We start from the raw sequence: 25,202 nt of genomic DNA, 5'->3' as shown, positions 1-25,202 counted from the left end.
GCGATCTTGCGCGCGGTACACATCCGGTTCCCCTGCTGTTTCCCATTGGGAAACGGCGTTTTCCTTTTGTGTGGGATCAATAAACGCGGTCCGCAATAGTTGTGTCAACCCACCGAGCAGCCCTATTTCGCATCCCGGAACACTGTTTCCCGAGTTGGAAACAGCGCGGAAACCGGGCCACCCGACCCCAGCGCCCACACCGCGTCGGACAGCGCACGCGCGGCATCGACAGAGATGGCACGCGTCGCGTTGCCGGTGAATTTGGACACCACTTCGGCCGGGCTCAGCGGGTGCCCGGGACCGCCCCGGGAACTGTCCACACGGTGTTCGAGAAGGACTCCGGCCTTGGTGCAGACGCGCAGCACACCGGCGAAGGCGCGGGGGAAGGCGGCGGTCGCGGCCGGGTCGGCGACGACACGCACCTTGGCGGCCAGTTCGAGCCGCCGCGCGTCCAGGCCGGCGAAATCGTCCAGGCCGACACCGAGCCCGGTGCCACCGGTCAGGGCGATCGCGAGCGTGTACGGACCGGAGAACTTCGCGTGGTACCCGGTGCGTGGTCGCGCCTTCTCGGCCGCCGGCTCGGCGATCGTACGCAGAACCGGCTCGGCCACCCCGAGCTCGATCTCGGCGATGTCGTCCGGATCCAGGCCGGCCGCGATCAGCGCCAGGGCACCGTCGATCCCGGCGTGCGTGAAGTGATTCGACGGGTACGGCTTGAAGACCGTCCGCAGCAGCTCCCAGCGCTCACCGAGCCCGTCGGTGACCGCGGACGCGTCGAACCGGCCGGTGTGCGCCGTGAAGAACCCGAACCGGCCTTCGAGGACCGTCGGCGGACCGGTCAGCCCTTCGGCGGCCAGGGTCGCGGCCACCACCCCGCCGTGCGCGGCCCAGCCGCAGTGCGTCCGTTTCACGCTGCCGCCGGTGCGGTTCGCCTCCAGGACGCCGGCGCCCATCGACACGGCGATCCCGACGGCGTCCGCGATGCGGCCGGCGTCCAGTTCGTAGAGCCGGGCCACTGCCACCGCGGCGCCGATCGTGCCGCAGATCGAGGTGGCGTGCTGGCCGCGCTCGAAGTACAGGTTCGCGCCGGTCTCCGGGTCGCAGCCGGCCATGCCGAGCCGGTTGGTCACCTCGATGCCGGCGGCGATCGCGGCGATCAGGTCACCGGGCGCTCCCGCTTCCGCGGCGGCGAGCGCGGCCGGCACCACCGAGGCGCTCGGGTGCAGCACCGACGGCAGGTGGGTGTCGTCGTAATCCAGCGAGTGCGCGAGCGTGCCGTTCACGAACGCGGCGTTCGGCGCCGGCAGCCGGTCGCCGTAACCGAGCACCGTCGACTCCGCGACGCCACCCCAGCGGCGCATCGCCCGGATTGCCGCGGGTCCCGCGTCCGCGCCTTCTTCCGCGTACGCCGCCAGGGCGTTGCCGAGCACGTCGAGGATCCGGGTCGGCACGTCGTCGCGTACCCGTGCCGGCGGGTCGATCGTCGCCGCGAACTCACCCAGGTCATGCGCCAGCGTCACTGAATCACCGCCAGGGGACGCACCGGGCTGCCCGTGGCGCCGACGAGTTTCAGCGGCGCGAGGATGAACTGGAACTCGGTCACGCCGGCGTCGGCGAGCTCGCTGAGCAGCATCGTCTCCACGATGTTGATACCGGCGTCGACCAGCAGGATCCGGTGCACCGGAAGGCTGGCGTGCCCGGCGCCGGGTGCGATGTGCTCGTACGCGATCGTCTCCGCCCCCGTGACGGCGACCTCCCGCTCCACCAGCCATCGTGCGGCGGATTCTCCCGGACCGGGCACGCCGGTACGCGTACCCAAGAAGGACGCACCCTCGCTGAAGCGCCTCGACCAGCCGGTGCCGATCAAGACCGCGTCCCCGGGATGGATCGGGAGGTCGCCGCAGGCGGCCTCGAGGTCCGCGACCGTGACCTCATAACCGGCGGGCAGCACCTCGACGCCGTGCACACGCGCCACGTCGAGGAAGACGCCCCGGCCCACATAGGGCGCGAACTCGTCGATGCCGAGCCGGGAAAATCCGGCGTCGGACTGCACGTCGGCCGCGACGACACCGCCGTGCAGCAGCCCGTCCTGGGAGACGTGCGCGAGCGCGTCGACGTGCGTGCCGACGTGCGTGCCCATGACGAGGACGTCGTTGGCGGCCGAGCCACCGCCGGCCCGGACCATGTCACCGTGCCGGCGCACGAGCGAGTGGTGGTACGCCGGATGGTTCGGTGACTGTGGAATGCCCCGCCGCATCGGCTGGGCGAGATCGAACACCTTCATCTCAGATGACCCCTTCGGCCCTCAGCGCCGCCCGCTGCTCCTCGTCGTAGCCGAGGCCGGCGAGCACTTCATCGGTGTCCGCGCCGCGCGGCCGGCCGGTCCAGCGGATCTGTCCGGGTGTGCGCGACATGCGGTACAGCGGGCCGGGCATCCGCACCGGCCCGAGCGTGGGATCCTGCGCGGTCGTCACCGAGTCACGCGCCTGGAACTGGGGGTCGGCGAAGACGTCCGCGATGTCGTAGACCGGGGCGATCGCCGCCTGGGCCTGCTCGAAGGCGTCCTGGACCGTCTTCAGGTCGCGCTCGCCGATCCAGGTGCTCAACGCCTCGTCCAGCACGTCCGCGTGCGCGGCCCGGCCGACACCGGTCGCGAACCACGGCTCGTCGATCAGCTCGGGACGCCCGACCAGGTGCATGACCCGCTCGGCGATGGCCTGCGCGCTTGTCGAGACCGCGACCCAGCGGTCGTCGCTGGTGCGATAGGTGTTGCGGGGCGCATTGTTGACCGATCGGTTACCGGTCCGGCGTTGCACCGTGCCCAGCTGGTCGTAGACCATCGCCTGCATGCCGAGGACGGTGAGCATCGGCTCGACGATGGCGAGGTCGATGACCTGGCCCGGTTTGTCGTGGACGTCCCGGTCGTACAACGCTGTCATGATCGCCTGGGCGCAGGTGAGCGCGGCGATGCCGTCGGCGAGGCCGAACGGCGGGAGCGTCGGCGGGCCGTCGGGTTCGCCGGTGATCGCCGCGAAGCCGCTCATGGCTTCGGCCAGTGTCCCGAAGCCGGGGCGGTGGGAATACGGTCCGAACTGGCCGTATGTCGTGACGCGGGCGATGATCAGCTTCGGGTTGATGGCCTGGAGGGTTTCCGGGCCGAGTCCCCAGCGTTCGAGGGTGCCGGGGCGGAAGTTCTCCACCAGCACGTCCGCGGTTTTGACCAGATTTTTCAGGATATCTGAACCTTTAGGCGTGCTGAAACTCAGTGTCAGCGTGCGCTTGTTGCGGCCGAGCATCGTCCACCACAGCGGCACCCCGTCCTTCGACGGACCGTGGCCCCGCGCCGGATCACCCTTCGCCGGATGCTCGATCTTGAGAACGTCGGCGCCGTAGTCGCCGAGAATCGTCGCGGCCAGTGGTCCGGCGAACAGGGTCGATGCGTCGACGACCCGTACGCCCGCTAGAGGGCTCATGACTCACCCTAACCGCTCTGTTCCGTTAAGGGAAACCCCGTTACTGTGTGCGAAACACGTGTAGGAGGTTTGCGGGATGAGCCGTTACGAACTACTGGTACGCGGAGGCACTCTCGTCGTGCCCTACCTGGGAACGATCCGGGCGGACCTCGCCACCAAGGACGGCAAGGTCGCCGCGATCGCGTCCGAGATCCCTGAGGACGAAGCCGAGACGGTGCTGGACGCCACCGGCAAGCTGGTCTTCCCCGGAGCTGTCGACGCCCACTTCCACCTGGGCATCTATCGGGATCTGGCAGTCGACGCCGCGGAGGAGACCCGCTCGTCGCTGGTCGGCGGCGCGACCACGGTGCTGTCCTACTTCCGTACCGGCCAGCACTACCTGAACAAGACCGGCCCCTACGGCGAGATCTTTCCGGAGGTGCTGGACGCCGTCGCCGGCCATGCGTGGACCGATTACGGCTTCCACCTCGCGCCGATGGACACCGCCCAGGTCCGCGAGGTCCCCGACCTCGTCGAGAACAGCGGCGTCAGCTCCTTCAAGTACTACATGTTCTACAAGGGCTTCAACCTCTCCGCCGACTCGCGGGACGCCAAGGCGTTCACCATGAGCGACGAATACGACCTCGGGCACCTCTACCAGCTCATGGAGTCAGTGGCCGCGGCCAACGCCGCCACGGACCGTCGTGTGTCCCTCTCCCTGCACTGCGAACAGGCCGAATTGATGCGGCTCTTCATCGATCGGGTACGCGGAAACGGCGACCCGCAGACGCTGAAGGCGTACTCGGACGCCCGGCCGCCCATCACCGAGCGTGTCGCCATCGGCGAAGCCACCACGCTGGCCAAGGCCACCGACTGTGCGATCAACCTGCTGCACCTCTCCTCCGGCGAGGCCCTGGCCGCGGCCCGCGAGGCGCGGATCGCGATGCCCGGCGTCGACATGCGCTTCGAGGTGACGCTGCACCACCTGTGCCTCACCCACGAGGAACTGGACGCCCAGGGCGGACTGGGCGGCAAGGTCAACCCGCCGATCCGCAGCAAGAGCGACAACGACGCCCTCTGGGCCGGCGTCGTCGACGGCACTGTCGGCTGGGTCGCCTCCGACCACGCCTGCTGCCTGGAGGAAGAGAAGGGCGACGAGCTCTGGCCGGCCCTGCCCGGCTTCGGCGGCACCGCCCTGCTCTACCCGATCCTGCTCAGCGAGGGCATGCACAAGCGAGGCCTCTCCCCCGCCCGGGTCGCCGAGCTGGTCTCCGCCAACCCGGCCCGCGCCTACGGCCTCGACGGCCGCAAGGGCAACCTGCTCCCCGGTTACGACGCCGACCTGGCGATCGTCGACCCGGACCTGGAGCAGGAGGTGACGGCCGAGCTGCTGCTGTCCGGCCAGGACCACTGCCCCTTCGAGGGCCACAAGGTCCGAGGCTGGCCGGTGGCGACGGTGCTGCGTGGCCAGATCGCGTACCAGAACGGCGAGGTCACCGGTTCCCCCCGAGGCACCTTCGTAGCCCGCTGAGAGCCGGTGGCCGGCGGCGTCCCCCCGCCGCCGGCCACCGCCTCATCGCGTCACCTAGCGGTTTTGTCCGGAAGCCGACCATCCGAATCAGCCCATCGAGCGCTGTCACCCGCGGCATCCGTCACCCACACTTGCCGCTGAACAAAGCGCCTCGCCTGGCTCGGCGCGTAACGCGACAAAAAGGTCATAAAGTAATAAATCGGCACCGGAGCCGCTAACCTGGGGACAGAAATGACACACCCGCTCGCTAAGCTCACTCGTGCGAGATCCGAAAGGAAGTCCAGGTCAGGGGGTGAAACAGTGGCGACCGCTCATGATGTAGCCGCTTACGTCCTGGACAAGCTCGGCCCGATGTCGGCCATGAAGCTGCAGAAGCTTCTGTACTACTCACAGGCGTGGCACCTGGTCTGGGACGAGCAGCCCCTGTTCCCCGAGCGCATCGAGGCGTGGGCAAACGGCCCGGTCGTCGCCGACCTCTACCGCCTGCACCGTGGTCAGTTCCTGATCAGCGAGTGGCCACAAGGCGATCGGACCCGTCTCACCCCTGCCGAGCAGGAATCGATCGACGCCGTCCTCGAGTCCTACGGAGACCTCGACGGCCGCAAGCTGAGTCACCTCACCCACGCCGAGGCACCCTGGGCTGACGCGAGGAAAGGCCTGCACCCCACCGACCGCTCCGACATCGTGATCACCCACGCCGCCATGCATGAGTACTACGGTTCGCTCGACGCCGCCGAGGAGGCGGTCCCCATCGACGAACTGTCCTGGGAAGGCTGGAGTTCCGGCGCGGCTTAGGCAACCCGATGTCGCCGAAAAAGGCCAGGACCGGCTCACCGAAACGAATCGTGTCCGGCGCGAAGGTCGCCAAAGCTGACGCCCGATCCAGCGCCGGCCCCGACGCCGGAGAACACAAGGTCACGTTCTCGTTCCACTACGCAGACCACGGTTACCAGGGCTCCTGGAGCTGGCCGGTTGCTGGCGAGGCCGAGGAACTTCTCCAGTTCCTCTGTGCTGTCGGTTCCTCGACCTGGAGCGAAGTCAAGGCACAGCTGTTCAACTCCAAGGGCGGCAGCCACAAGAAACATCACTATCAGAGCATCGACGGGCTCTGCCGTGAGGCGCAGGAGCGGATCGCCCATCTGCGCCTCGATGAGCAGTTCGGCGACGAGATCTTTCGCTTCCGGGTCGGCAACCGGAAACGACTCTGGGGCTTCATCGCTGCCGGCGTCTTCTACGTCCTGTGGTGGGACGCCGGCCATCTCGTCTACCCGGTTGACCACGGGTGACTTCAGCCGGCGTCCTACGCCACGCGGGTCAGACGAGGACTGCGCGGGCTGCCTCGTCCTCGGTGGCTGTCGCGTCCTGGCGGTCCGGCTCCTCGCGCAGGATCGCGGCGTTCAGCCATGTGTCCGGGACCGCGAAGGCGTCGACCAGTGTCCGCATCTCGGGGCGCAAGGACCGGAGCAGGTCGTTGACCACGCCGGTCACCGCCTTGGAGCGGGCCGGTGTGAGCCTGCCGTGTTCCAGGAACCAGCCCTTGTCGGCCTCGATCACGGTCAGGGCGTACAGGTCGCAGACCCGGGCCAGCAGCGCCTTCGCGGCCGGATCCGACGCCCGCTCGATGCCCGCGACGAAGGCCTCCAGGGTGATCCGGTCGATGTGCGCGACAGCGGTCTGGATCACGTGGTCCTGCACGTCGTTGAAGATGTCGAACGGCCGGTCCTTCTTGGTGGCCGCGCCGCCGCGCAGGCGCCGGATAGCGCCTTCGAGCAGGTGCTTCTCGCGGAACTCGAACATCTTCAGGTGCCAGCCGCGGTCGGTGACGGCGACGTCCTCGTCGCGGCCGGGAACCGCGCTGACCAGGCGCTGGATGACCGAACGGGCGGCGGTGCGTTCCAGGACCATCTCGCGTACCTGCTCGGCGACGAACGTGGCGCGGCCCCAGCCGTCGAGCGAGCCGAACGCGTCCCGATAGCCGGTGAGCAGGCCCTTCGCGACCAGCTGCAGCAGCACTGTGTTGTCGCCCTCGAACGTGGTGAACACGTCGGTGTCGGCCTTCAGCCCGGGCAGGCGGTTCTCGGCGAGATATCCGGCGCCGCCGCACGCCTCGCGGCACATCTGGATCGTGCGGGTGGCGTGCCAGGTCTGCATGGCCTTGAGCCCGGCGGCCCGGGACTCCAGCTCGCGCTGGCGGTGCTCGTCGACCGAAGCGGCCGAGGAACCGGACTGCACCTCGGCCAGGGTCGCGACCAGTTCCTCCTGGGCGAACGTGTACGCGTACGACGTGGCCAGCGCCGGCAGCAGCTTGCGCTGGTGGGCGAGGTAGTCGTTGAGCAGCACCTCGCGCTCGTCGCCGGGCTTGGTGAACTGGCGGCGGGCGTCGCCGTACCGGACCGCGATCGTCAGGGCGCTCTTGGTCGCCGCGGATGCCGCACCACCGACCGTGACCCGGCCGCGGACCAGGGTGCCGAGCATCGTGAAGAAGCGCCGGGTGTCGTTCTCGATCGAGCTGGTGTACGCCCCGTCCGCCGCAACCTGGCCGTACCGGTCCAGCAGCATGTCGCGGGGCACGGTCACGTGGTCGAACGAGATCCGGCCGTTGTCGACGCCGAGCAGACCGGCCTTCGCCCCGGCGTCACCGATCGTCACGCCGGGCATCGGGTTGCCGCTCTCGTCCCGGATCGGGACCATCCACGCGTGCACGCCGTACCGGCGGCCCTGGGTGATCAGCTGAGCGAAGACGACCGCCATCCGCCCGTCCTTGGCCGCGTTGCCGATGTAGTCCTTGCGCGCGGCCTGATGCGGGGTGTGCAGGTCAAAAGTCCCGGTCGACGGGTCGTAGGTACACGTGGTGCGCAGCTGCTGCACGTCCGAGCCGTGACCGGTCTCGGTCATCGCGAAGCAGCCCGGCAGCTCCACGGTCATGATGTCGCGCAGGTACGCGTCGTGGTGCTTCTTCGTGCCGAGCGCGACCACGGCACCGCCGAACAGGCCCCAGTGCACGCCGGCTTTCACCATGAGCGAGAGGTCCACCTGGGCGAGCATCTCGGCGGCCACCACCGAGCCGCCCTGGTCGCCGGAGCCGCCGTACTCGGACGGGAACGCGTCGACCACGCCCACGTCGAGGGGGATCTTCCGGATCAGATCGCTGATCCGGGCACGTGCCTCGGCGCCCGTCTCACCGGGGACGGTGACGAAATCGGGGCCGAGGCCTTCCCGTACCGCGTGGCGCACGTGCGCCCACCGGCCGTCCAGCACCTCTTGAAGGCGTGCCGGATCGACCGAACTCTGCTGACCGCTCATGCCCGGATATTACCCGCGGGTAACCTCCGATAAGCGGGAACCAGCGGAATGTCACATGCCGTCGCCGGACCACTCACCCCGGGACCGCGAGCGCACCGGCAGCGTCGAGATGACCGGCTGGTGGCTGTGGTTGTGCTCGTCGTAGTTCTCCGCGTGGCCGCCCCACTTGACGAACTCGGCGGTGGTGTACCAGTTGGTCAGCTCGCCGTCCGACCGGATGATCCAGTCGATGTCGGTCTCGGCGATGAAGTGGCCGTGCTTCACACCGGCCGGCCGGAAGCAGTACGTGCCCTCGTCGATGTCGCCGAAGTTGTACGCCATCTTCCCGCCGAGCGTGTAGAACTCCTCGTAACACGGGTGGTGGGCGAGCCGGTGGTCGGTCCAGCCCTTCTTGGCCCGGATCAGCCGGGTGTAAAAACCGGTCTTCGGGTCCTTGTGCAGCAGCTTGATGTAGAGCGGGGTCAGCGGGCCGACCGACTGCGCCTCGGTCCACTCCATCTTGTTGGCGTCGAGAACCGTGACGCCCTCGACCGCCTCCGGGGAAGCCGCGGCGGAGGCCTCGTTCAATGACGTGTAGGGGTCGAAACCGACGTCGCCGTACTCCCGCCAGTGCAGGACCCGCGACCCTTCCCGGATCTTGATCCAGTCCATCGGCACGCCCTTGGGCACCTGGACGTAACCGCCGGCCCCGAGCTCCTGGCCGCCGTAGATCAGCGAGCCCTCGACCACGTAGAACTCGGTGTGGGCGTGCGCGATGCCGGCGCTGCGACCCCAGTCCGAGGTGGCGTGCAGCGACAGCGACGACGAGCCGTCCTCCTCGTCGGTCGACAACCGGCGCTCCAGGATCTTGCCCTCGCCGTACGGCAGCTCACCGGTGTGGAAGATGTAGTCGTCCTCGTGGATCAGCTCCACATGTGCCCTCACGGCGTACTCCTCAGCTCGCGTTTCAGAATCTTGCCGGCGGCGTTGCGGGGTAGAGCCGCGACGGTCCGGTACTGCTTGGGAACCTTGAATCCGGCCAGGCGTTCGCGCAGATACGTTTCGAGGGCATCGGCGCCGACCGGTTCCCGGCCGACCAGATAGGCGACGACCCGCTCGCCCCAGCGGTCGTCCGGCTCACCGACGACCGCGCACTCGACGACGGCCGGGTGGGTGAGCAGGACCTCTTCGACGTCACGCGGGTAGACGTTCACGCCACCCGTGATGATCACGTCCTTGACCCGGTCGACGATGGAGATGAAGCCCTCCTCGTCGCGGATCACGATGTCGCCCGAGGTGAGGAAGCCGTCCTCGGTCGTGCAGGCAGCCGTCGCGGCGGGGTTCTCGTGATAGCCGTTCATCAGGTACGGCGAGCGGCTGTACAGCTCACCGGGCTCCCCCGGCCCGACCGGCTCGCCGTCCGGGCCGACGATCCGGACCTGGGTGCCGAACCACGGGTGCCCGACCGTCCCGGCCTTGCGGCGCGCGTCCGCCGGCCGCAGGTTCGTGACGACGCCCGCCTCGGTGGAGCCGTAGAGCTCGTGCACCCCGACGCCGGGGAACGCCTCGAACACCCACTCCTTGAGGACTTTGGGCAGGGCCGCGGCGTTGAAGTACAGAGTGTCCAAGGTCGGCAGGGAAGGGATCTCGGAAAACGCCTCTTTAAGAAGCTGCGCATGCGTCGGCACCAGGAACACCGACTGCGCACCGTCCCGACTGATCATGTCGATCAACGCGTCCGGCTTGAACGACCGCAGCATGCTCACCGTCGCACCGCAGTAGACAGCCGCGTACGCGAACGCGAACCCCGCACCGTGGTACATCGGCGCGACCGCGATGGTCCGCCGGCCCGGCCCGATCCCCCACTCCAGGGCGGTGGCGTAGAACGTCAGCGACCGGGACCGGTGCGAGATCAGCACGCCTTTGGGATCACCCGTGGTCCCGGCCGTGTAGGTGATGCAGAACGGATCCCGCTCGTCGACCGGAACCCACGGATCCCGAGCCGACGCGGCCCCGATCCACTGCTCGTAGGAAGGCCCGAGCACGTCACCGTCGATGGTGACGATATATCCGGAAAATCCGGATGGGACCGCACCGGCCAGCGCCGCGTCCGCGATCAGCACCCGCGCACCCGAGTGCCCGAGGATGAATCCGACCTCCGGCGCTGTCAGCCGCGGATTGACCGGCACGAGCACCAGCCCCGCCTTGGCGACACCCGCCGCGATCTCCGGGTATTCGAGGCGGTTACCGCACAGCAACGCGACCCGGTCACCATAGGACAGGCCCAGCCCCAGCAGCGCGCACGCCAGCTGCGACGACCGCGAGTCCAGCCCCGCGTACGACAGCGCCCGGTCACCGTCACGCACCGCGATCACATCCGGGGTAGCCCGGCCGAACTCCCGTACTCCACCAGCGATCGTCAGATCAGCACCACCGGGCCGCAACATGCGAGAATGGAAACACCGTTTCCATTACCAGCGCAAGAGTGATCTCAGAGATCGCCGGGGAAGTCCCCCGCGCGCCCGAGCTGCGCCGGCACCTGGGCCAGACCGAGCTCCGCACCGATCCACAGCCCTGCCGCAGCGGCCGCGGCCACGTCGACACCAGACGGCACCCGGGACTGCCGCAGCAGATAGGCCAGGTCCTCGGTGGCGATGTTGCCGGTGGCGGCCGGCGCGAACGGGCAGCCGCCGATGCCACCGATCGACGCGTCGAGGGCCGTGAAACCGGAGGCCACGGCGGCCATCGCATTCGCGTACCCGGTGTTGCGGGTGTTGTGGAAGTGAGCGCGCAGCGGCGCGCCTGGCGCAACCGGCCGCACGGCGTCGGCCAGCTCGCTGACCTGGACCGGAACGCCGACGCCGATCGTGTCGGCCAGGCAGATCTCATCCACCGGACCGGCGTCCTCAACAATCGACCGCACACGATCAACCGACACGGGACCGGTAAACGGACATCCGAAAGCCGCGGCGACCGTCAAAGTCACGAAAAATCCGGCGTCGCGCGCCCGGTCCGCCACGGAGCGAAAGGCCTTCAGCGAATCAGCCGTAGACACCCCCTGGTTCCGCCGGGAAAACTCATCCGAGGCGACAACTACATAGTTGATCTCGTGAGGCCGGGCGTCCTCCAGGGCGAGCGCGCGATCCAGACCGCGACCGTTGAGCACCAGTGCGACATATCGGACGTCAGCCGAGCGCGGCACCCCGCGCAGCACCTCCTCCGCATCAGCCATCTGCGGCACCCGATCCGGCCGGGCGAAAGCCGCCACCTCGATCCGCGTCAACCCGGCGGCGATGGCCCGCTCGACATAAGCGACCTTCACCGCAGTGGGCAGAACCCGCTTCTCGTTCTGCAACCCGTCCCGAGGGCCGACCTCAACGATCTCCACGCCACGCCACCCTTGTTCCATCTAGCGAAACATCGTTTCGCAAGGATAGGGTGCGAAACATGATCGGGCCACTATCTGACATCCGCGTCCTGGAAACCGGCACCCTCCTGGCAGGGCCGTTCTGCGGACAGCTTCTCGGCGACTTCGGGGCCGAGGTGATCAAACTGGAGGATCCCGGCAAGGGCGATCCGATGCGCCAGTGGGGCCGGGAGAAACCGCACGGACAATCGCTGTGGTGGCCGGTCGTGGCCCGCAACAAGAAGTCGGTCACCTGCAACCTGCGCACGCCCGAGGGTCAGGACCTGGTCCGCAAGCTGGTCGAGAAGGCCGACGTGCTGCTGGAGAACTTCCGGCCGGGCACCCTGGAGCGCTGGGGCCTGTCCTACGAGGAGCTCGCGGCGATCAACCCGCGCCTGATCCTGGTCCGGGTGACCGGTTACGGTCAGACCGGTCCCTATTCGCCCCGGGCCGGCTTCGGCTCGATCGGCGAGGCGATGGGCGGCCTGCGTTACGTCACCGGCGAGTCCGACCGCGCGCCGTCGCGCAGCGGCATCTCGATCGGCGACTCCCTGGCGGCCACCTACGCCGCTTTCGGCACCCTCGCCGCGCTGCACGCCCGCGAGCGCACCGGCCGCGGCCAGGTCGTCGACTCGGCGATCTACGAGGCCGTGCTCGCGATGATGGAGTCGCTGATCCCGGAGTGGGGCATCGCCGGTTACCGCCGCGAGCGCACCGGACCGATTCTGCCCAACGTCGCGCCCAGCAACGTCTACCCCACCGCCGACGGCTCCGATGTGCTGATCGCCGCGAACCAGGACACCGTCTTCCGCCGCCTCGCCGACGTGATGGAACGCCCCGACCTGCCCGCCGACGCGCGGTACGCCACCCACGGCGCCCGCGGCGAGAACCAGACCGAGCTCGACGACATCATCGCGGCGTGGACCCGCACGGTCCCGTCGGCGAAGCTGCTGGCGATGCTGCACGACGCGGGTGTGCCGGCCGGTGGCATCTACACGGCCGAGGACATCATCGCCGACCCGCACGTCCAGGCTCGCGAGGCGGTCATTACCGTCGACCACCCCGAGCTGGGCCCGGTCCCGATGCAGAACGTCGCCCCGCGCCTGTCGTCCACCCCCGGCCAGGTCAAGTGGGCCGGCCCGGCGCTCGGTTCCCACAACGAGGAGGTCTACCAGGGCATTCTCGGCCTGTCCGCCGCCGAGGTCGCCGCGCTGCACGACAAGGGCGTCATCTGATGAGCCTCGACGACGACTACGCCACCGCCGGTTTCGCCCGCCGTCTCGGCTGGGGCAAACGGCCCGCGATCCTGCTGGTCGACCCGGCGCTGGCGTACACCGCGCCGGACTCGCCCCTGTTCCTGGAAACCGGCCAGGCCGCCGCCGAAGCGATGGCCGAGCTGGCAACCACCGCGCGCGCGTCCGGTATTCCGGTCATCTGGACTACGGTCCGCTTCGCCGACGAATCCTGCTCCGAGGCACCCCTGTTCGCCGCGAAGGTCCCCGCACTCAAGGTCTTCGCCGAAGGCAACAAACTGGGCGATTTCGCGCCGCCATTAAAGCCGGCCCCGGGCGAATTCGTCGTGGTCAAGCACTACGCCAGCGCCTTCGCCGGCACCTCACTGGCCGCCTGGCTGGCCTCCCACTCGATCGACACCCTGGTCATCGGCGGTTACTCCACCAGCGGCTGCATCCGCGCCTCAGCCCTCGACGCCCTCCAGCACGGCTTCCGCCCGATCGTCGTCCGCGACGCCTGCGCCGACCGCGCCACCGCCCCCCACGAATCCAACCTTTTCGACCTTAACGCGAAATACGCCGACGTAGTCACCCTGAGCGACACGGTCCCGCTCCTCCTTTCCTACGCGTAACCGCAGAACAACCGTCAGCCCGAGGCGACTGACGCCCGTCCCCCCGGCGCGCTCCGCCGCCGGCCCCGGCGTCCCCCAGTCCGGCTTAACACCACGGCCCCCAGCTGTCACGCACGGCGACCGTGGTGTTCAGCCAGTCCCCGGCTTAACGCTGTGGCTGCCAGCTGTCACGCCTGGCGACCGTGGTGTTCAGCTCGGCAAGGAGTTGAGCAGGGTGCGGTACCAGGCGACGCCCTTGAGGAAGGCGTCCACTCGGAGGTGCTCGTCGTAGCTGTGGATCGCCTCGCGCTGGGACTTGGTCATCTCGAACGGGGTGAAGCGGTACACCCGGCGGCTGATCGCGGTGAAGTGGCGGGCGTCGGTGGCCGCCATCATCACGTAAGGGGCCGTCACCGCCTCCGGGAAATGGACCGCCGTGGCCGCGGAGAGCAGGTCGAACGCCTCGTCCACCGGCGACGACGGGGACGGCTCGCCCGCGTCGATGATCCGGATCTGCACCTTGTCGTCGTCGACCGCGCGCCGCACGTGCTCGACCACGTCGGACACCGTGTCGCCGATCATCACGCGGATGTTGACGCCGGCCGTGGCGCTGGCCGCCACCACGTTCAGCGACGGTGAACCGCTCAGTGTGGTGACCGCGAACGTGCTGCGTACCATCGCGGCCGGCTCCGGACCGGCGGCGAGCAGCAGCCGGGTCAGCAGCACCGGAACCCGGGACGCCGCGGTGAGCACCGACCGCATCGGCTGCGCGGCCAGCGGGGCGGCCCGGCGGAACAGCGCGAGCGTGGCCTCGGGCATCGACGCCGGCATCGCGGACCGGTCCAGCCGGGTAATCGCCCGCGCCAGCCGAGCCGTAGGCCCCAGCTTCGACGGGGTGGAAGCATGCCCACCGCGCCCCTCGACCCGCAGCTCCAGCGACGTGATGCCCTTCTCGGTCACCCCGACGACAGCGATCGGCTCGGTCACCCCGGGAAACGCGTCATACGCGACCGCGCCACCCTCGTCCAGCACGAACCACGGTTCCACGCCGCGACGCCGCAACTCCTCGACAGCGGCCGGCGCGGACTGCCCGGCGACCTCCTCGTCGCTGCCGAACGACAGCCAGACGTCCTGGGCCGGCACATGTCCCGCCGCCAGCAACCCCTCGACGGCCAGGCAGATCGCGACGAGGCTGGCCTTGTCGTCGAGGGTGCCGCGCCCCCAGATCACCCCGTCCTCGACGATCCCGGCGAACGGCGGGTGCGTCCACTCCCCGCCCTCGACCGGAACGACGTCCATGTGGGCCATCAGCACGACGGGACGATCCGCGGAGGCGCCGGGCCAGCGGAAGAGCAGCCCGTACCGTCCGGTCCGGGTCAGTTCCAGCTTCGTGTGCAGCAGCGGGAAGCGGTCCCGCAGCTCGGTGTGGAACGCCTCGAACGCCTCGTGGTCCCAGGCGTCGGCGTCACGCGTGGAGACGGTGGGGATCCGCAGCAGGGCCTGCAGCGCCTCAACCTCGGAACTCATGCGCCGTCCCTCCCGCTGATGATCACTACAGCCTAGGCGGTGACGAGCGTCCGGGGCCGGCGGCGGGTCGCGCCGGGGGAACGGACCGTCAGGTGTCTCGGCGGGCGGGGGTGGTGCGGTTACGCGTATCCATGCCGGCTTGTGCTCGTGGTCGTGGTTTGCGCCGGACAGCGACCGCGAGCACAAGCCGGGTCCGACGTCAGCTGATGGTCTGGATGACGTTGCTGGTCAGCAGGCCCTGGTAATAGGTGCCGCCCGGGTAGTACGTCGCGGTGGTCGTGCCGGCGACCGCGTCGGCGGCCCAGTTCACCGTGAAGGTCTGCAGCGCGGTGACGTTCTGCGCCTTTGACGCGCCGCCGGTCAGGGTGCAGAGGAAGTTCGTGGTGGAGCCTTCGGCGTCACAGTGGCTGCCGGTGGTGAGCCGGACGCCGAGGAACGGCCGGTCGACCCGGTTCTGCAGCTCGACGGTGCCGCTGGCCTGGCTGTTCGACAGGTACGGCGGGGACGAGACCGTGTAGATCGGCAGCGACGTGGGGGCGAGGCCGGTCAGGCCGTCCGCCATGTTCGTGCCGGACGGGGACTTCACCGGGTCGAGCAGCTGGAGGAGCTTGAGCGCGGTGAACGCGCTCGGGTGCGTGGTGCGCAGCCGGTTCGCGATGTAGGTGACCGCGTCACCGCCGGCGGAGTGACCGGCCAGGACGTACTTGGCCGGGAGCGTGGTGCCGGTACGCCCGGCCTTGGTGGCCGCCGCCGCGTAGCTGACCGCGAGCGGCCCGCCGGTGGTGGCGGTGCCGAGCCAGGCGGCCACGTTGTTGAGGAACGCCGGGTTGCTGCCGGTGTTGTTGACCGTGCAGCCGTTCGAGTTCGACGAAGGCAGCTGCGGCGCGAAGACCAGGAACCCGGCCGCCTGGTACTTGCGGGCCAGGGCGAAGACGTTCGAGTTCGAGCGGGAGAAACCGTGCTGGAGGAAGACCAGGGCGGCCGGATTTTCCGAGGAAGGGAAGAACCAGTCGGCGTCCTGGGTAAGGGTCGAGCTCGCGCAGGCGACGGTGATGTCACCGTCGACCTCGGCGGCGGCGGCCTGCGCGGGCATGGGTGACGCCGCCAGGACGACGGTGGACGCGAACAGCGCCACCAAGAAGCGGGACAGGGACACAGGGATCTCCAATGATCGTCCGTAACACTCTCCGAAACGGTGTTTCCATTAATCTGTGTCGATGCCGTCCTGTCAAGGGCATGAAAAAAGCCCGGCGATCGCCGGGCTTTGTTTCAGCGTGAGATCTCACTCCTCGTAACGGGGAACCGTCAGCGGGTGCCGCTCGTCGTCACGGGCCGCGAGGCCCGCCATGGAGCGGGCGTACTGCTGCTGGGTGATCTCACCGTCGAGCAGCTGGACGCAGAGCACACCCTCGAGACTCTGCGGGGCGAAGAAGGTCTCCGGGATGCTCAGCGGCTCCGCCTCCGCCTTGGCATCCGCGCGTACGCCACGCACCGCAAGCACGCAGGCGCCGGCCAGGACGAGGATGAGCAGGGACAGGATCAGCATTGCCACCGCCTAAGTCAGGTCACCGCGGGGCCGTGACGCCCCGCCCACGTCAGAGAGAACGGATCACAGCGCGTGATGGTTCGACGAAAACGACACGTGCCGCCGGCACACGTTCGAGGGTCCGATATGCCCTAAGTTTACTATTTCTGGATATTGTTCCAATGTGACCGGTAGCCGTGCTAAATACCCTGCGCCGCATTTGATGCGTTATCCACCGGGGGCCTGATCCCCCGACAGGAGCTCGTCGATGCAGGGAGACCGATGACGTACGACTACGACGGCTTCAGCCGGCTCGCAGGCGACACCGACCCGGTGCCGGAGGCGGGATATCGGGTCCGCCTCAAACCGCTCTCCCAGCGGCGGCCCGTCCGTACGGTGCTGATCGCCACCTTCGCCTTCGCGTTCGAGTCGACGTTCTTCGGCTGGCTGATCTCCTCGATGGAGCTACCGGAGAAGCAGAAGGCGATCACCGCCGTCATGATCGCGATGACCGCGCTGATCGAACTGTTCCGCCTGGTCAACGTCGTGACGTTGTGCCTAGCCACCCTTCGCGCACGTGATCCGGTGCCGGTGCCGCCGGACGAGGACCTGCGCGTCGCGTTCCTCACCACCATCGTTCCCGGCAAGGAACCCCTGGAGATGGTGGAGCAGACGCTGCGGGCAGCGCGGGCGATCCGGCACCCGGGCCGGTACGACGTCTGGCTGCTGGACGAGGGCAACGACCCGGACGTCAAGGCCATGTGCCGTGACGTCGGTGCCCGGCACTTCAGCCGCAAGGGCGTGGCCCGCTGGAACACCGAGGCCGGCGGGTTCAAGGCGAAGACCAAGCACGGCAACTACAACGCCTGGATCGACCAGCACGGCAGCCGGTACGACGCCTTCGTCTCGGTCGACCCGGACCACGTGCCGCTGCCGAACTTCTGTGAACGGCTGCTCGGTTACTTCCGCGACCCGGACGTCGCGTTCGTCATCGGCCCGCAGATCTACGGCAACTACGACAACGTGATCACCCGCTGGGCCGAGTCGCAGCAGTACCTGTTCCACTCGCTGCTGCAGCGCGCCGGCAACAGGCTGGGCATCCCGATGCTGGTCGGCACGAACAACGCGGTCCGGATCGAGGCGCTGCGGTCGATCGGCGGGTTGCAGGACTCGATCACCGAGGACATGGCGACGAGCCTGGTGGTTCACAGCACCAAGAATCCGGCAACGGGCAACCGCTGGAAGTCGATCTACACCCCCGACGTCCTCGCCGTCGGCGAGGGACCGTCCTCCTGGACCGACTACTTCAGCCAGCAGCACCGCTGGTCACGCGGCACCGACGAGGTCTGCGTGGCCCAGTTCGGCTCCATGATCCGCAAGCTCGGCGTGATGCGGTCGGTGCACTACGGCCTGCTGATGGCCTATTACCCGCTGACCGCCCTGGCCTGGCTGCTCGGCGCGGCCACCGCCGTGCTGCACATCGTGCTCGGCATCCAGGGTGTGCAGGTACCGCAGCAGGTGTGGCTGATGCTCTACGTGGACGCCGCGATCTTCCAGGTCGGCCTCTACATCTGGAACCGGCGGCACAACATCAGCCCGCACGAGGAGGCCGGATCCTCAGGCCTGGCCGGCATGCTGCTCTCCACGCTGTGCGCGCCGATCTACGTCTCCTCGTTCCTGCAGGCGGTGCTGCGCCGGCGTGCCGGTTTCGTGGTGACGCCGAAGGGCGACTCGGCCAGCCCGGACCGGCTGCTCACCTTCCGTAGCCACCTGCAATGGGCCGCGTTCTACGCCGCACTGCTGGTCATCGCGCTGATCACCGGGCACGCGCACGGGTTCATGTGGCTCTGGCCGGCGCTCAACATGACGCTCTGCCTCACCCCGCCGGCGATCTGGCTGGCGCAGTCCCGGCAGGCCGTCGACCACAAAGCACCCAGTGACAACGAAGAAGAAGAACACAAAGAACCCGTGGAGACGTACGCATGACCCCCCGAACCCGACCCACACCCGCCCGGCGATTACTGACCGCCCTGACCACGATCCTTGCCCTGGCCGCCGTGGCCGTGGTGAACCGCCCGATCATGGTCCTCGCGGCCGACAAGTACCACGAGTTCGCGATCAACCGGCAGTCCTACAAGGAGACGTTCGGGCACTGGTCGCTCCTGCCGGTCCCGGCCGGTTTCAAGATCAATGCGATTCACGGCGCCCTGCTGAAGACCGGCAAGGTGCTGATCATCGCGGGCTCCGGCAACAACCGGGAGAAATTCGAGGCCGGCACGTTCCGGACGATCCTCTGGGATCCACGTACCGACAAGTTCTCCGACGTGCCGACGCCGACCGACCTGTTCTGCGCCGGGCACACGTTCCTGCCCGACGGCAAGCTGCTGGTCGCCGGCGGCACCAAGTCGTACGAGGTCCTGGAAGCCAACATCAAGAACGCCGCCGGCGTCATGAAGATCAAGAACGAGTCGCCGGACTTCGGGGCGCGCACGTTCCCGAAGGGCACCCGCTTCGAGGCGGACAACGGCCGGGTCTACGTGAGCCGCGCCGACGTGAGCGTGCCGGCCGCCACCAAGATGTGGCACGGCACGCAGACCATGGTGCACGCCGGCGAGGTCGAGGTCTGGGTCGACGCGGCCGAGGCCGGCGACGCCCCGGTGGTCAAGGAACCCGCGCAGTACAAGATCCTCGGGCTGGAGGGTGACGACACCCGCAACCTGTACGGCATCGCCGAGAAGATCACCCGCGAGAAGCAGGAGTACGGCGGCGACAAGACGACGTACGAGTTCGACCCGGAGACCGAACGCTACGTCCGCACCGGCGACCTGGCGAAACCACGCTGGTACCCGACGCTGGCCACCCTCGCGGGCGGTGACGTGCTGGCCGTCTCCGGCCTCGACCAGTTCGGCCGGATGATCCCCGGCACCAACGAGCGGTACCAGGTCAAGAAGAAGAAGTGGGTGCCCGCGCCGAGCCTGCGCCGGACCTTCCCGACATACCCCGCGCTCTTCCTCACCCAGGACGAACGGCTCTTCTTCTCCGGATCCAACGCCGGGTACGGCTCAGCGACCGAGGGACGGACCCCCGGCCTCTGGGACGTCAAGAAGAACCGTTTCCAGCCGGTACACGGCCTCGCCGACTCGACGATGACCGAGACGAGCGCGTCGGTGATGCTGCCGCCCGCCCAGGACCAGAAGGTCATGATCCTCGGCGGTGGCGCGGTCGGTGACTCCCCGATCTCCACGGCCCGGACCGCGATCGCCGACCTGGACGACCCGCGCCCGGCCTGGCGGGCCGGGCCACGACTGCCGAACCCGACGCGGTACCTGAACACCGTGGTGCTGCCCGACGACACCGTCTTCACCAGCGGCGGCTCGTCCGGTTACCGGGGTGGTCCGTACCAGGGACGCCAGCGCAGCGACCTGCTCACCGCCCAGATCTATGACGTACGCAAGAACGCGTTCCGCAAGGCCGCCGAACCGACCGTCGGCCGCAACTACCACTCCGAGGCACTGCTGCTGCCGGACGGCCGGGTCATCACGATGGGCAGCGACCCGATCTACGACAGGTCCGGCAAGAACCCGGGCGTGTTCGAGCAGCGGATCGAGATCTACAGCCCGCCGTATCTGTTCCAGGGCGCCCGCCCGGCCGCCCCGACCGGCCCGAGCCTGATCAAACGTGGCGAGAAGGCGTCGTTCGCGACACCGGACGCGGCCCGGGTCCGCGAGGCCCGCCTGGTACGCCCCAGCGCGGTCACCCACGGCACCGATGTGGACCAGCGGTCGATCGCGCTCGGCGTGAAGAAGGCGCCGGGCGGCGTCACGCTGACCGTCCCGGAGAAGCGTGGCCTGGTGCCGGCCGGCTGGTACATGCTCTTCCTGGTCGACGGCGCCGGAACGCCGTCGCCCGCCAAATGGGTTCGCATCAGATAAAGAAGTTAATTGGTCGCCAGCTCCAGGGCGTACTCAGGCCACCACTGACCGGCCGGGGGAGCACCCGCGCGGCACTCGCCGTCGGACTCTCCCGGCCGTTTCACCCACAGGTACGCGTCCACCAGCGCCTCGCCGGTCTGCGTGGTCGGTGACGGCCCGAGTGCCCGCCCCTCCGGATTGCACCAGTGCCCCTCGGCGTCCCGGGCGTCGACCGCGGCCGGCCCGTTGCCGTTGCGGCTCGTGTCGATGACGAACCGGGCGCCGCCGAGCCGATCCGAGATCTTCGTGCCGTAGCCGACGTTCGCCTCGGTCGTCTCGAAGTTCGCCACGTTCAGGCTGAAGCCGTCGGCGTTCTTCACCCCTGCTTTGACCAGGGCGGCCGCCACCCGGTCGACGTCGCGTACCCAACTGGGGTTGCCACCGTCGAGATAGACCCGGGCGCCCGGCGCGGCCTTGAGCGTGCTGATCGCTTCGCTGAGCAGGGTGTACCGCTCCTCGGCGGACGGGCCGCTCACGCAGCCCTGCAGCACGTGGGTCACGGCGTCCGGCTCCAGCACCACGATGGCGCGGGAGTCGCCCAGCGCCCCGGCCAGCCCGGCGATCCAGGTGCGGTACGAGGCCGCGTCCGGCGCCCCTCCCCCGGAGTACGCCCCGCAGTCCCGCTCCGGCACGTAATAGGCGACCAGCACCGGCGTGCGTCCAGCCGCGGCGGCCGCGGTGACCAGCGCACGGGCCCGGTCGGCATATCCGGGCTCGCCGTCGGCGAACCAGACGGCGGCCGGTGACTCGGCGATCCGGCGTACCGCGGCGGCGTCGGCGGCGCGCCCGCCGGCCGTCCACGTGACGACCTGCCCGACGGCGGGAGCGTCCGGCTCCACATAGAACTCTTCGGCGGCCGAGGATGGTGCGGCCGAGGCGGTGGTGGTCGGTGACGGCTGCGGCGAAGGGTCGGCCGTGCAACCACCGAGAGCGACCAGAGCGGCGAGTCCACAGAGAGCAGGCAGAGTTCTCATCCGGACAAACGGTACCTTCTCCCTAAATGATCACTGCACCGAGCGCGCCAGAGCCGTCGCCTCGTCGAGTGTCCGAAGCCCCTCCAGCCGATAGGTGAGCTCTCGGGTCGACGACCAGATCAAAGTCGGTCCGGCGAGACGCGTCGTCTCGGTACGTGTCACGCCGTCACGACCGATATAGGTCAGTGGATGCGCCTCCGGGAGCCACGCCGCGAGGGGTGCACCGGTGCCAAGGTCTACCCATTCGGCGTCGGGTGTGGTCTTCAGGAACCCGCCGTCGAGGGCTCCGTCGAACTGATCGAACCGCACCGCCCCACCACGGAACGTCATCGTCACCACCCGCGGCTTGCCGTCCGGCCCGGGATCGGCGAGCAGCACCTCCTCCGGCGGACCTAGATCAACCGGCACCATGACCGGGAAGGCGGCCACCCGGCGAGCCTCGTCCAGATCGGACGAAACGGTCGACGGCAGAGGGCTCGGGTCCACCGGGAGATCAGTGGGCGGGTGCTCCGCGCGTACCGAAATCCCTGCCACACGCAGAAGATCACCGACCACCTGGACCACCGCGGCGCGTGCCGGAGCGACCAGGGTGAGCGTCGCGATCAAGGCCGCCACCAGGGAGATTGCCGCCAGGCGCACGCGACGCAGTCGCGGCGCCGGCGCAGTGAGGCGCGCACGCACCGCGTTCCTCTGATCAAGAGCCTGGGGTACGCGCAAAGCCCGCCCGGCCTCACGCAACTCACCGATCAGCTCGTCGTCGTCACGCACCGGGCGCCTCCCGCACAGGCATCCGATCCCGCAGCCGGGTCAGCGCCCGAGCGGTCCGCGACTTCACCGTTCCGCGGGGCAGGCCGAGCGTCGTCGCGGTCTCCGCCTCGGACAGATCCAGCAGGTAACGGCAGGTGAGCACCTCACGATCCCGCGTGTCGAGCGCCCGCAGCTGCTCGACGAGGAACCGCCGCCGCTCGGAAGCCTCCGCCGTCTCCGCCGGATCGATCTCCAGCGTCTCGGGTTCCGCGGCCCGCTTCAGCAGACCGGCCCGGCGCTGACGGGATCTGATCAGATTGCGGGTCTCGTTGGCCACGATCGCCAGCAGCCACGCCTTGAAGCCCTCACCGCGATAACGCCCCAGCCCCCGGTACGCCTTCACGAACGCCTCCTGCACCACGTCGTCCGCGTCGGCGCCCGCCCCGAGCAGCGCCGCGGCCCGATGAGCGGGCGCGGTGAAGCGAGCGACCAGAACCTCGTACGCGTCCAGATCGCCGCCGCGGGCCCTCGCCACGGCATCCGCCTCGTCGAAATCGATGGCCGCCCCCTTCACCACAACATAGAGACACCGCCGATCGGGAACCGGTTCCCGGCGGGCGGTGTCCTGCTTTGCATGACGACTCGGCGGAACTTCCTTGTCCTGGCCGGAGCGGGGCTGACGCTGACGGCGTGCCGTTCCCGCCCCTCCTCGGCCGCGTTCTCCCTGCAGGACGTCCTGCTCGTGGAGACCGATCGCGGCCTGGTCCGGGCCTCCTCGTCCGGCCAGCAGGTCATCGGCCATGCCGCGACGCTCAGCCACGACGGCCGGTTCCTGTATTCCGCCCGCAGCGACGGCCTGGACCAGATCGACCCGGTCTCCGGGGCTGTCATCCGCAGCGACAGTTACGGGGGCGGGTGGCAGCCCCGGGCGATCTCCGCGGACGGCAGGTCGTGCGCACTGACCCCGGACGGTGTCATAGATACGGTCCCGCCCGGCCGGGAATGGTCGCCGATCCTGATCGCCTCGCCCGGCGGGCCGCGCAAGTTCCGGCTGCCCGGCGTGATCGAACCGGACGCCTTCACCACCGACGCATCCGGCCTGTTCGTCCTGGAATGGCTGCCCGCGACCGCACCCGACCACTACCGGGTCCGCCTGCTCGACCTGCGATCCGGCGAACTGCACCCGCTGAACACCCGCGACAAGACCGCGGTACCGCCCGGCGCCGAGGAGGAGATGCGCGGCGAAGGCCGCCAGGCGGTCCTCTCCGCCGACGGCACGATGTTGTTCACGCTCTACACCCACCAGCCCGGCCACGCGCACACCCGCGACCTGCTCTCCGGCCGCCCCGGCAACGCCCACGCATTCGTGCACGTCCTGCATCTGACCGACCGCTGGGCATACTGCCTGGACCTGCCCCACCCGTTCGGCGCCAGCCCACCGGCCGCGCACGCCATCGCCGCCGACGCCCGCCACATCGCGGTAGCCGACCTGGGCTCCGGCAAACTCGCCTACGCCGACCCGTCAACCTTGACGATCACCCGGGTGGTGGACGCGCCGACCGCAGCGAACGCGTTCTCGACACAGCCCGCCGCGAGTGCGTTCCTGAAGCTGACCGCCACCCACGCGTTCGTCGGTGGCGGCGACACGGTCACGGCCCTGGACCGCTCAACCGACGCGACGACGGCGAGCCACCCGCTACCAGGTCCGCTACGCGGCCTGGCCCTAACCCCCGACGGGCTCAGGCTCCATGCCGCAACCGCCGACCAGGTGCACTGCCTGAAAACCCCATCGGGTACGCCCACCGGCACCACCCCGATCCCGAAAATCCAAGCCCTGCACGCAGCCCACTAACCAAAGCCGTGCCGTGGGGGTGCCGGTGCTCGTGCCGGTGCCGTGCCCATGCCGGTGCCGTGCCGGTGCCGTGCCCGGGCCGGTGCCGTGCCGGTGCCGTGCCCGGGCCGGTGCCGTGCCTGTGCCCGTGCCGGTGCCGTGCCTGTGCCCGTGCCGGTGCCGTGTCGTGTCGTGCGGCCCAAGATCGCGCGGGCCAGACGGGTGTGTCGACTTCGGGTTCGATACGCCCCCAAAATCGACACGCACCGGAGGGGGCGCTCGCGGCGTGCTGCCCACGGCCTCCCCGGGCGGAAACCGGACCCGGCCGCCCGGGATGAGCCGTAGCTCAGATAGGTCATCACGGCCTCGTAACAGGTCTGAGCTACGGCTCGCTCCCTGCTACGAGGCCCGTGCGACGAGGCTTAAGCGCGGAGGCCCCTGCGACGCCGGCGGGGCTGTCGTGGTTTGGGGGCTTTGCGGGCTTTGGGCGTACCCTCAGGGGAGCCGGCGGAGGACGTCCAAGAGGAACCACTCGTCTTCGTGGTGGATGAGGCGGTCGAGGCCCGGGAGGGCCGCCAAGGTCTCGTGGACGTGATGGCCGTCGTAATCGCCGTCGCTGTCGCGGTTGCGGAAGTGCAGGGAGACCAGGTCGCCGCCCGGTTCGAGGCGGTCCAGCAGGCCGGTCAGGAACGCGTCGAGGTCGGCGGCTGACAGGTAGTAGAGCAGGTCGCCGATGACCACCAGGTCGAACGTTCCGGAGGGCATGTCGGCGGGGACCATGGCGCGCTCGACGGTGACGTTCGGGAGGTCGGCGGTGTTGTCGCGGGCCTGCTGGACGGCTTCCTCGACGCTGTCGGTGGCCAGGATCGTGTCGCAGCGGGGTGCCAGCATCCGGGTGAACAGGCCGATCGAGGCGCCCGGCTCGTAACAGCGTTCGTAGCGCTCGCGGGGCAGGCTCGCCAGGGTGACCGCGTATTTACGCTGGTTGTGCCACTTGGTCGCCACGTCCCACGGATCGTCCTTCGCCAGGTAGAGCCCGGTGAAGTAGTCCAGTGAGACCGTGGTCTCCGGTGGTGCGGCGTCGCCCTCTGCTCGTGTCACGCCGGAATTGTG

The 25,202-nt window shown here is 69.1% G+C and carries 22 protein-coding genes; 8 read left to right on the top strand and 14 right to left on the bottom strand.

The genetic code is table 11. The features are described 5' to 3' along the window. Positions 1-122: 122 nt before the first annotated feature. Genes B0I29_RS04265 through B0I29_RS04255 form a run of 3 tightly spaced genes read right to left on the bottom strand, consistent with a single transcriptional unit; the run spans position 123 to position 3,473 of the window. Positions 123-1,520 carry an MmgE/PrpD family protein gene (locus B0I29_RS04265; RefSeq protein WP_111647516.1) on the bottom strand — a complete coding sequence of 466 codons (1,398 nt, stop codon included), beginning with the start codon at positions 1,518-1,520 and terminating at the stop codon, positions 123-125. Further along, the gene (locus tag B0I29_RS04260) at positions 1,517-2,284 is read right to left on the bottom strand and encodes a cyclase family protein (protein ID WP_111647515.1); all 768 of its coding nucleotides are present in this window, start codon (positions 2,282-2,284) and stop codon (positions 1,517-1,519) included. The genes B0I29_RS04265 and B0I29_RS04260 overlap by 4 nt, the downstream gene beginning before the upstream one ends. Position 2,285: 1 nt before the next feature. Then, positions 2,286-3,473, bottom strand: coding sequence for a CaiB/BaiF CoA transferase family protein (locus B0I29_RS04255; RefSeq protein WP_111647514.1), 1,188 nt, complete (start codon positions 3,471-3,473; stop codon positions 2,286-2,288). 76 nt (positions 3,474-3,549) lie between these two features. Between B0I29_RS04255 and B0I29_RS04250 the strand changes: the two genes are divergently transcribed. From B0I29_RS04250 to B0I29_RS04240, 3 genes are all read left to right on the top strand, one after another. After that, positions 3,550-4,983 (top strand): dihydroorotase, encoded by a 1,434-nt coding sequence (locus B0I29_RS04250; RefSeq protein WP_111647513.1) that lies wholly within the window; start codon positions 3,550-3,552, stop codon positions 4,981-4,983. Positions 4,984-5,283: 300 nt separating this feature from the next. Continuing rightward, complete coding sequence (locus B0I29_RS04245) at positions 5,284-5,778, top strand: Panacea domain-containing protein (RefSeq protein WP_111647512.1); 495 nt, start codon at positions 5,284-5,286, stop codon at positions 5,776-5,778. 50 nt (positions 5,779-5,828) lie between these two features. Next, complete coding sequence (locus tag B0I29_RS04240; protein ID WP_146616714.1) at positions 5,829-6,269, top strand: hypothetical protein; 441 nt, start codon at positions 5,829-5,831, stop codon at positions 6,267-6,269. A 28-nt stretch (positions 6,270-6,297) separates the two neighbouring features. On the opposite strand, the gene B0I29_RS04235 is transcribed toward B0I29_RS04240, so the two are convergent. Genes B0I29_RS04235 through B0I29_RS04220 form a run of 4 tightly spaced genes read right to left on the bottom strand, consistent with a single transcriptional unit; the run spans position 6,298 to position 11,653 of the window. Continuing rightward, positions 6,298-8,286 carry an acyl-CoA dehydrogenase family protein gene (locus B0I29_RS04235; RefSeq protein ID WP_111647510.1) on the bottom strand — a complete coding sequence of 663 codons (1,989 nt, stop codon included), beginning with the start codon at positions 8,284-8,286 and terminating at the stop codon, positions 6,298-6,300. Between the two features lie 51 nt (positions 8,287-8,337). Then, on the bottom strand, positions 8,338-9,210 hold the full coding sequence (locus tag B0I29_RS04230; RefSeq protein WP_181557684.1) for a DUF4437 domain-containing protein: 873 nt from the start codon (positions 9,208-9,210) through the stop codon (positions 8,338-8,340). After that, a complete protein-coding gene (locus B0I29_RS04225) occupies positions 9,207-10,712 on the bottom strand; it encodes a class I adenylate-forming enzyme family protein (protein WP_111647508.1) in 1,506 nt (501 codons plus the stop codon). The genes B0I29_RS04230 and B0I29_RS04225 overlap by 4 nt, the downstream gene beginning before the upstream one ends. Before the next feature lie 44 nt (positions 10,713-10,756). Next, positions 10,757-11,653, bottom strand: a complete 897-nt coding sequence (locus tag B0I29_RS04220) for a hydroxymethylglutaryl-CoA lyase (protein ID WP_220091275.1) — start codon at positions 11,651-11,653, stop codon at positions 10,757-10,759. A gap of 59 nt (positions 11,654-11,712) precedes the next feature. On the opposite strand from B0I29_RS04220, the gene B0I29_RS04215 reads away from it, so the two are divergent. After that, positions 11,713-12,906, top strand: a complete 1,194-nt coding sequence (locus B0I29_RS04215; protein ID WP_111647506.1) for a CaiB/BaiF CoA transferase family protein — start codon at positions 11,713-11,715, stop codon at positions 12,904-12,906. Beyond that, positions 12,906-13,535, top strand: coding sequence for an isochorismatase family protein (locus B0I29_RS04210; protein WP_111647505.1), 630 nt, complete (start codon positions 12,906-12,908; stop codon positions 13,533-13,535). Before B0I29_RS04215 ends, B0I29_RS04210 begins: the two co-directional genes overlap by 1 nt. Positions 13,536-13,724: 189 nt before the next feature. Here the strand turns inward: B0I29_RS04210 and B0I29_RS04205 are convergent, their stop codons facing one another. The 3 genes from B0I29_RS04205 to B0I29_RS04195 form a co-directional block, all read right to left on the bottom strand. Further along, positions 13,725-15,041 (bottom strand): M20/M25/M40 family metallo-hydrolase, encoded by a 1,317-nt coding sequence (locus B0I29_RS04205; protein ID WP_111647504.1) that lies wholly within the window; start codon positions 15,039-15,041, stop codon positions 13,725-13,727. Positions 15,042-15,240: 199 nt separating this feature from the next. Beyond that, positions 15,241-16,197: an alpha/beta hydrolase family protein gene (locus B0I29_RS04200; protein WP_245972224.1), complete on the bottom strand. Its 957-nt coding sequence runs from the start codon at positions 16,195-16,197 to the stop codon at positions 15,241-15,243. Positions 16,198-16,323: 126 nt separating this feature from the next. Further along, positions 16,324-16,587: a hypothetical protein gene (locus B0I29_RS04195; RefSeq protein WP_111647503.1), complete on the bottom strand. Its 264-nt coding sequence runs from the start codon at positions 16,585-16,587 to the stop codon at positions 16,324-16,326. Positions 16,588-16,848: 261 nt separating this feature from the next. On the opposite strand from B0I29_RS04195, the gene B0I29_RS04190 reads away from it, so the two are divergent. Next, positions 16,849-18,552 carry a glycosyltransferase family 2 protein gene (locus B0I29_RS04190; protein WP_111647502.1) on the top strand — a complete coding sequence of 568 codons (1,704 nt, stop codon included), beginning with the start codon at positions 16,849-16,851 and terminating at the stop codon, positions 18,550-18,552. After that, positions 18,549-20,498, top strand: a complete 1,950-nt coding sequence (gene glxA, locus B0I29_RS04185) for a radical copper oxidase GlxA (protein ID WP_111647501.1) — start codon at positions 18,549-18,551, stop codon at positions 20,496-20,498. Before B0I29_RS04190 ends, glxA begins: the two co-directional genes overlap by 4 nt. A gap of 5 nt (positions 20,499-20,503) precedes the next feature. On the opposite strand, the gene B0I29_RS04180 is transcribed toward glxA, so the two are convergent. Genes B0I29_RS04180 through B0I29_RS04170 form a run of 3 tightly spaced genes read right to left on the bottom strand, consistent with a single transcriptional unit; the run spans position 20,504 to position 22,832 of the window. Continuing rightward, the gene (locus B0I29_RS04180; protein WP_111647500.1) at positions 20,504-21,511 is read right to left on the bottom strand and encodes a glycoside hydrolase family 6 protein; all 1,008 of its coding nucleotides are present in this window, start codon (positions 21,509-21,511) and stop codon (positions 20,504-20,506) included. A 30-nt stretch (positions 21,512-21,541) separates the two neighbouring features. Beyond that, positions 21,542-22,279 carry an RNA-binding protein gene (locus B0I29_RS04175; protein WP_245972222.1) on the bottom strand — a complete coding sequence of 246 codons (738 nt, stop codon included), beginning with the start codon at positions 22,277-22,279 and terminating at the stop codon, positions 21,542-21,544. Continuing rightward, positions 22,272-22,832 carry an RNA polymerase sigma factor gene (locus tag B0I29_RS04170; RefSeq protein ID WP_375790611.1) on the bottom strand — a complete coding sequence of 187 codons (561 nt, stop codon included), beginning with the start codon at positions 22,830-22,832 and terminating at the stop codon, positions 22,272-22,274. Before B0I29_RS04170 ends, B0I29_RS04175 begins: the two co-directional genes overlap by 8 nt. Before the next feature lie 60 nt (positions 22,833-22,892). On the opposite strand from B0I29_RS04170, the gene B0I29_RS04165 reads away from it, so the two are divergent. Next, the gene (locus B0I29_RS04165; protein WP_111647498.1) at positions 22,893-24,110 is read left to right on the top strand and encodes a hypothetical protein; all 1,218 of its coding nucleotides are present in this window, start codon (positions 22,893-22,895) and stop codon (positions 24,108-24,110) included. A 474-nt stretch (positions 24,111-24,584) separates the two neighbouring features. Here B0I29_RS04165 and B0I29_RS04160 read toward each other — a convergent pair whose 3' ends face one another. Continuing rightward, on the bottom strand, positions 24,585-25,190 hold the full coding sequence (locus tag B0I29_RS04160) for an SAM-dependent methyltransferase (RefSeq protein ID WP_111647497.1): 606 nt from the start codon (positions 25,188-25,190) through the stop codon (positions 24,585-24,587). Between the last annotated feature and the right edge of the window lie 12 nt (positions 25,191-25,202).

It is taken from the genome of Actinoplanes lutulentus, from assembly GCF_003259845.1.
Taxonomy (GTDB): Bacteria; Actinomycetota; Actinomycetes; order Mycobacteriales; family Micromonosporaceae; genus Actinoplanes; species Actinoplanes lutulentus.
Note: the sequence above shows the minus strand (reverse complement) of the source record. Positions and strands in the feature narration are given on the sequence as shown.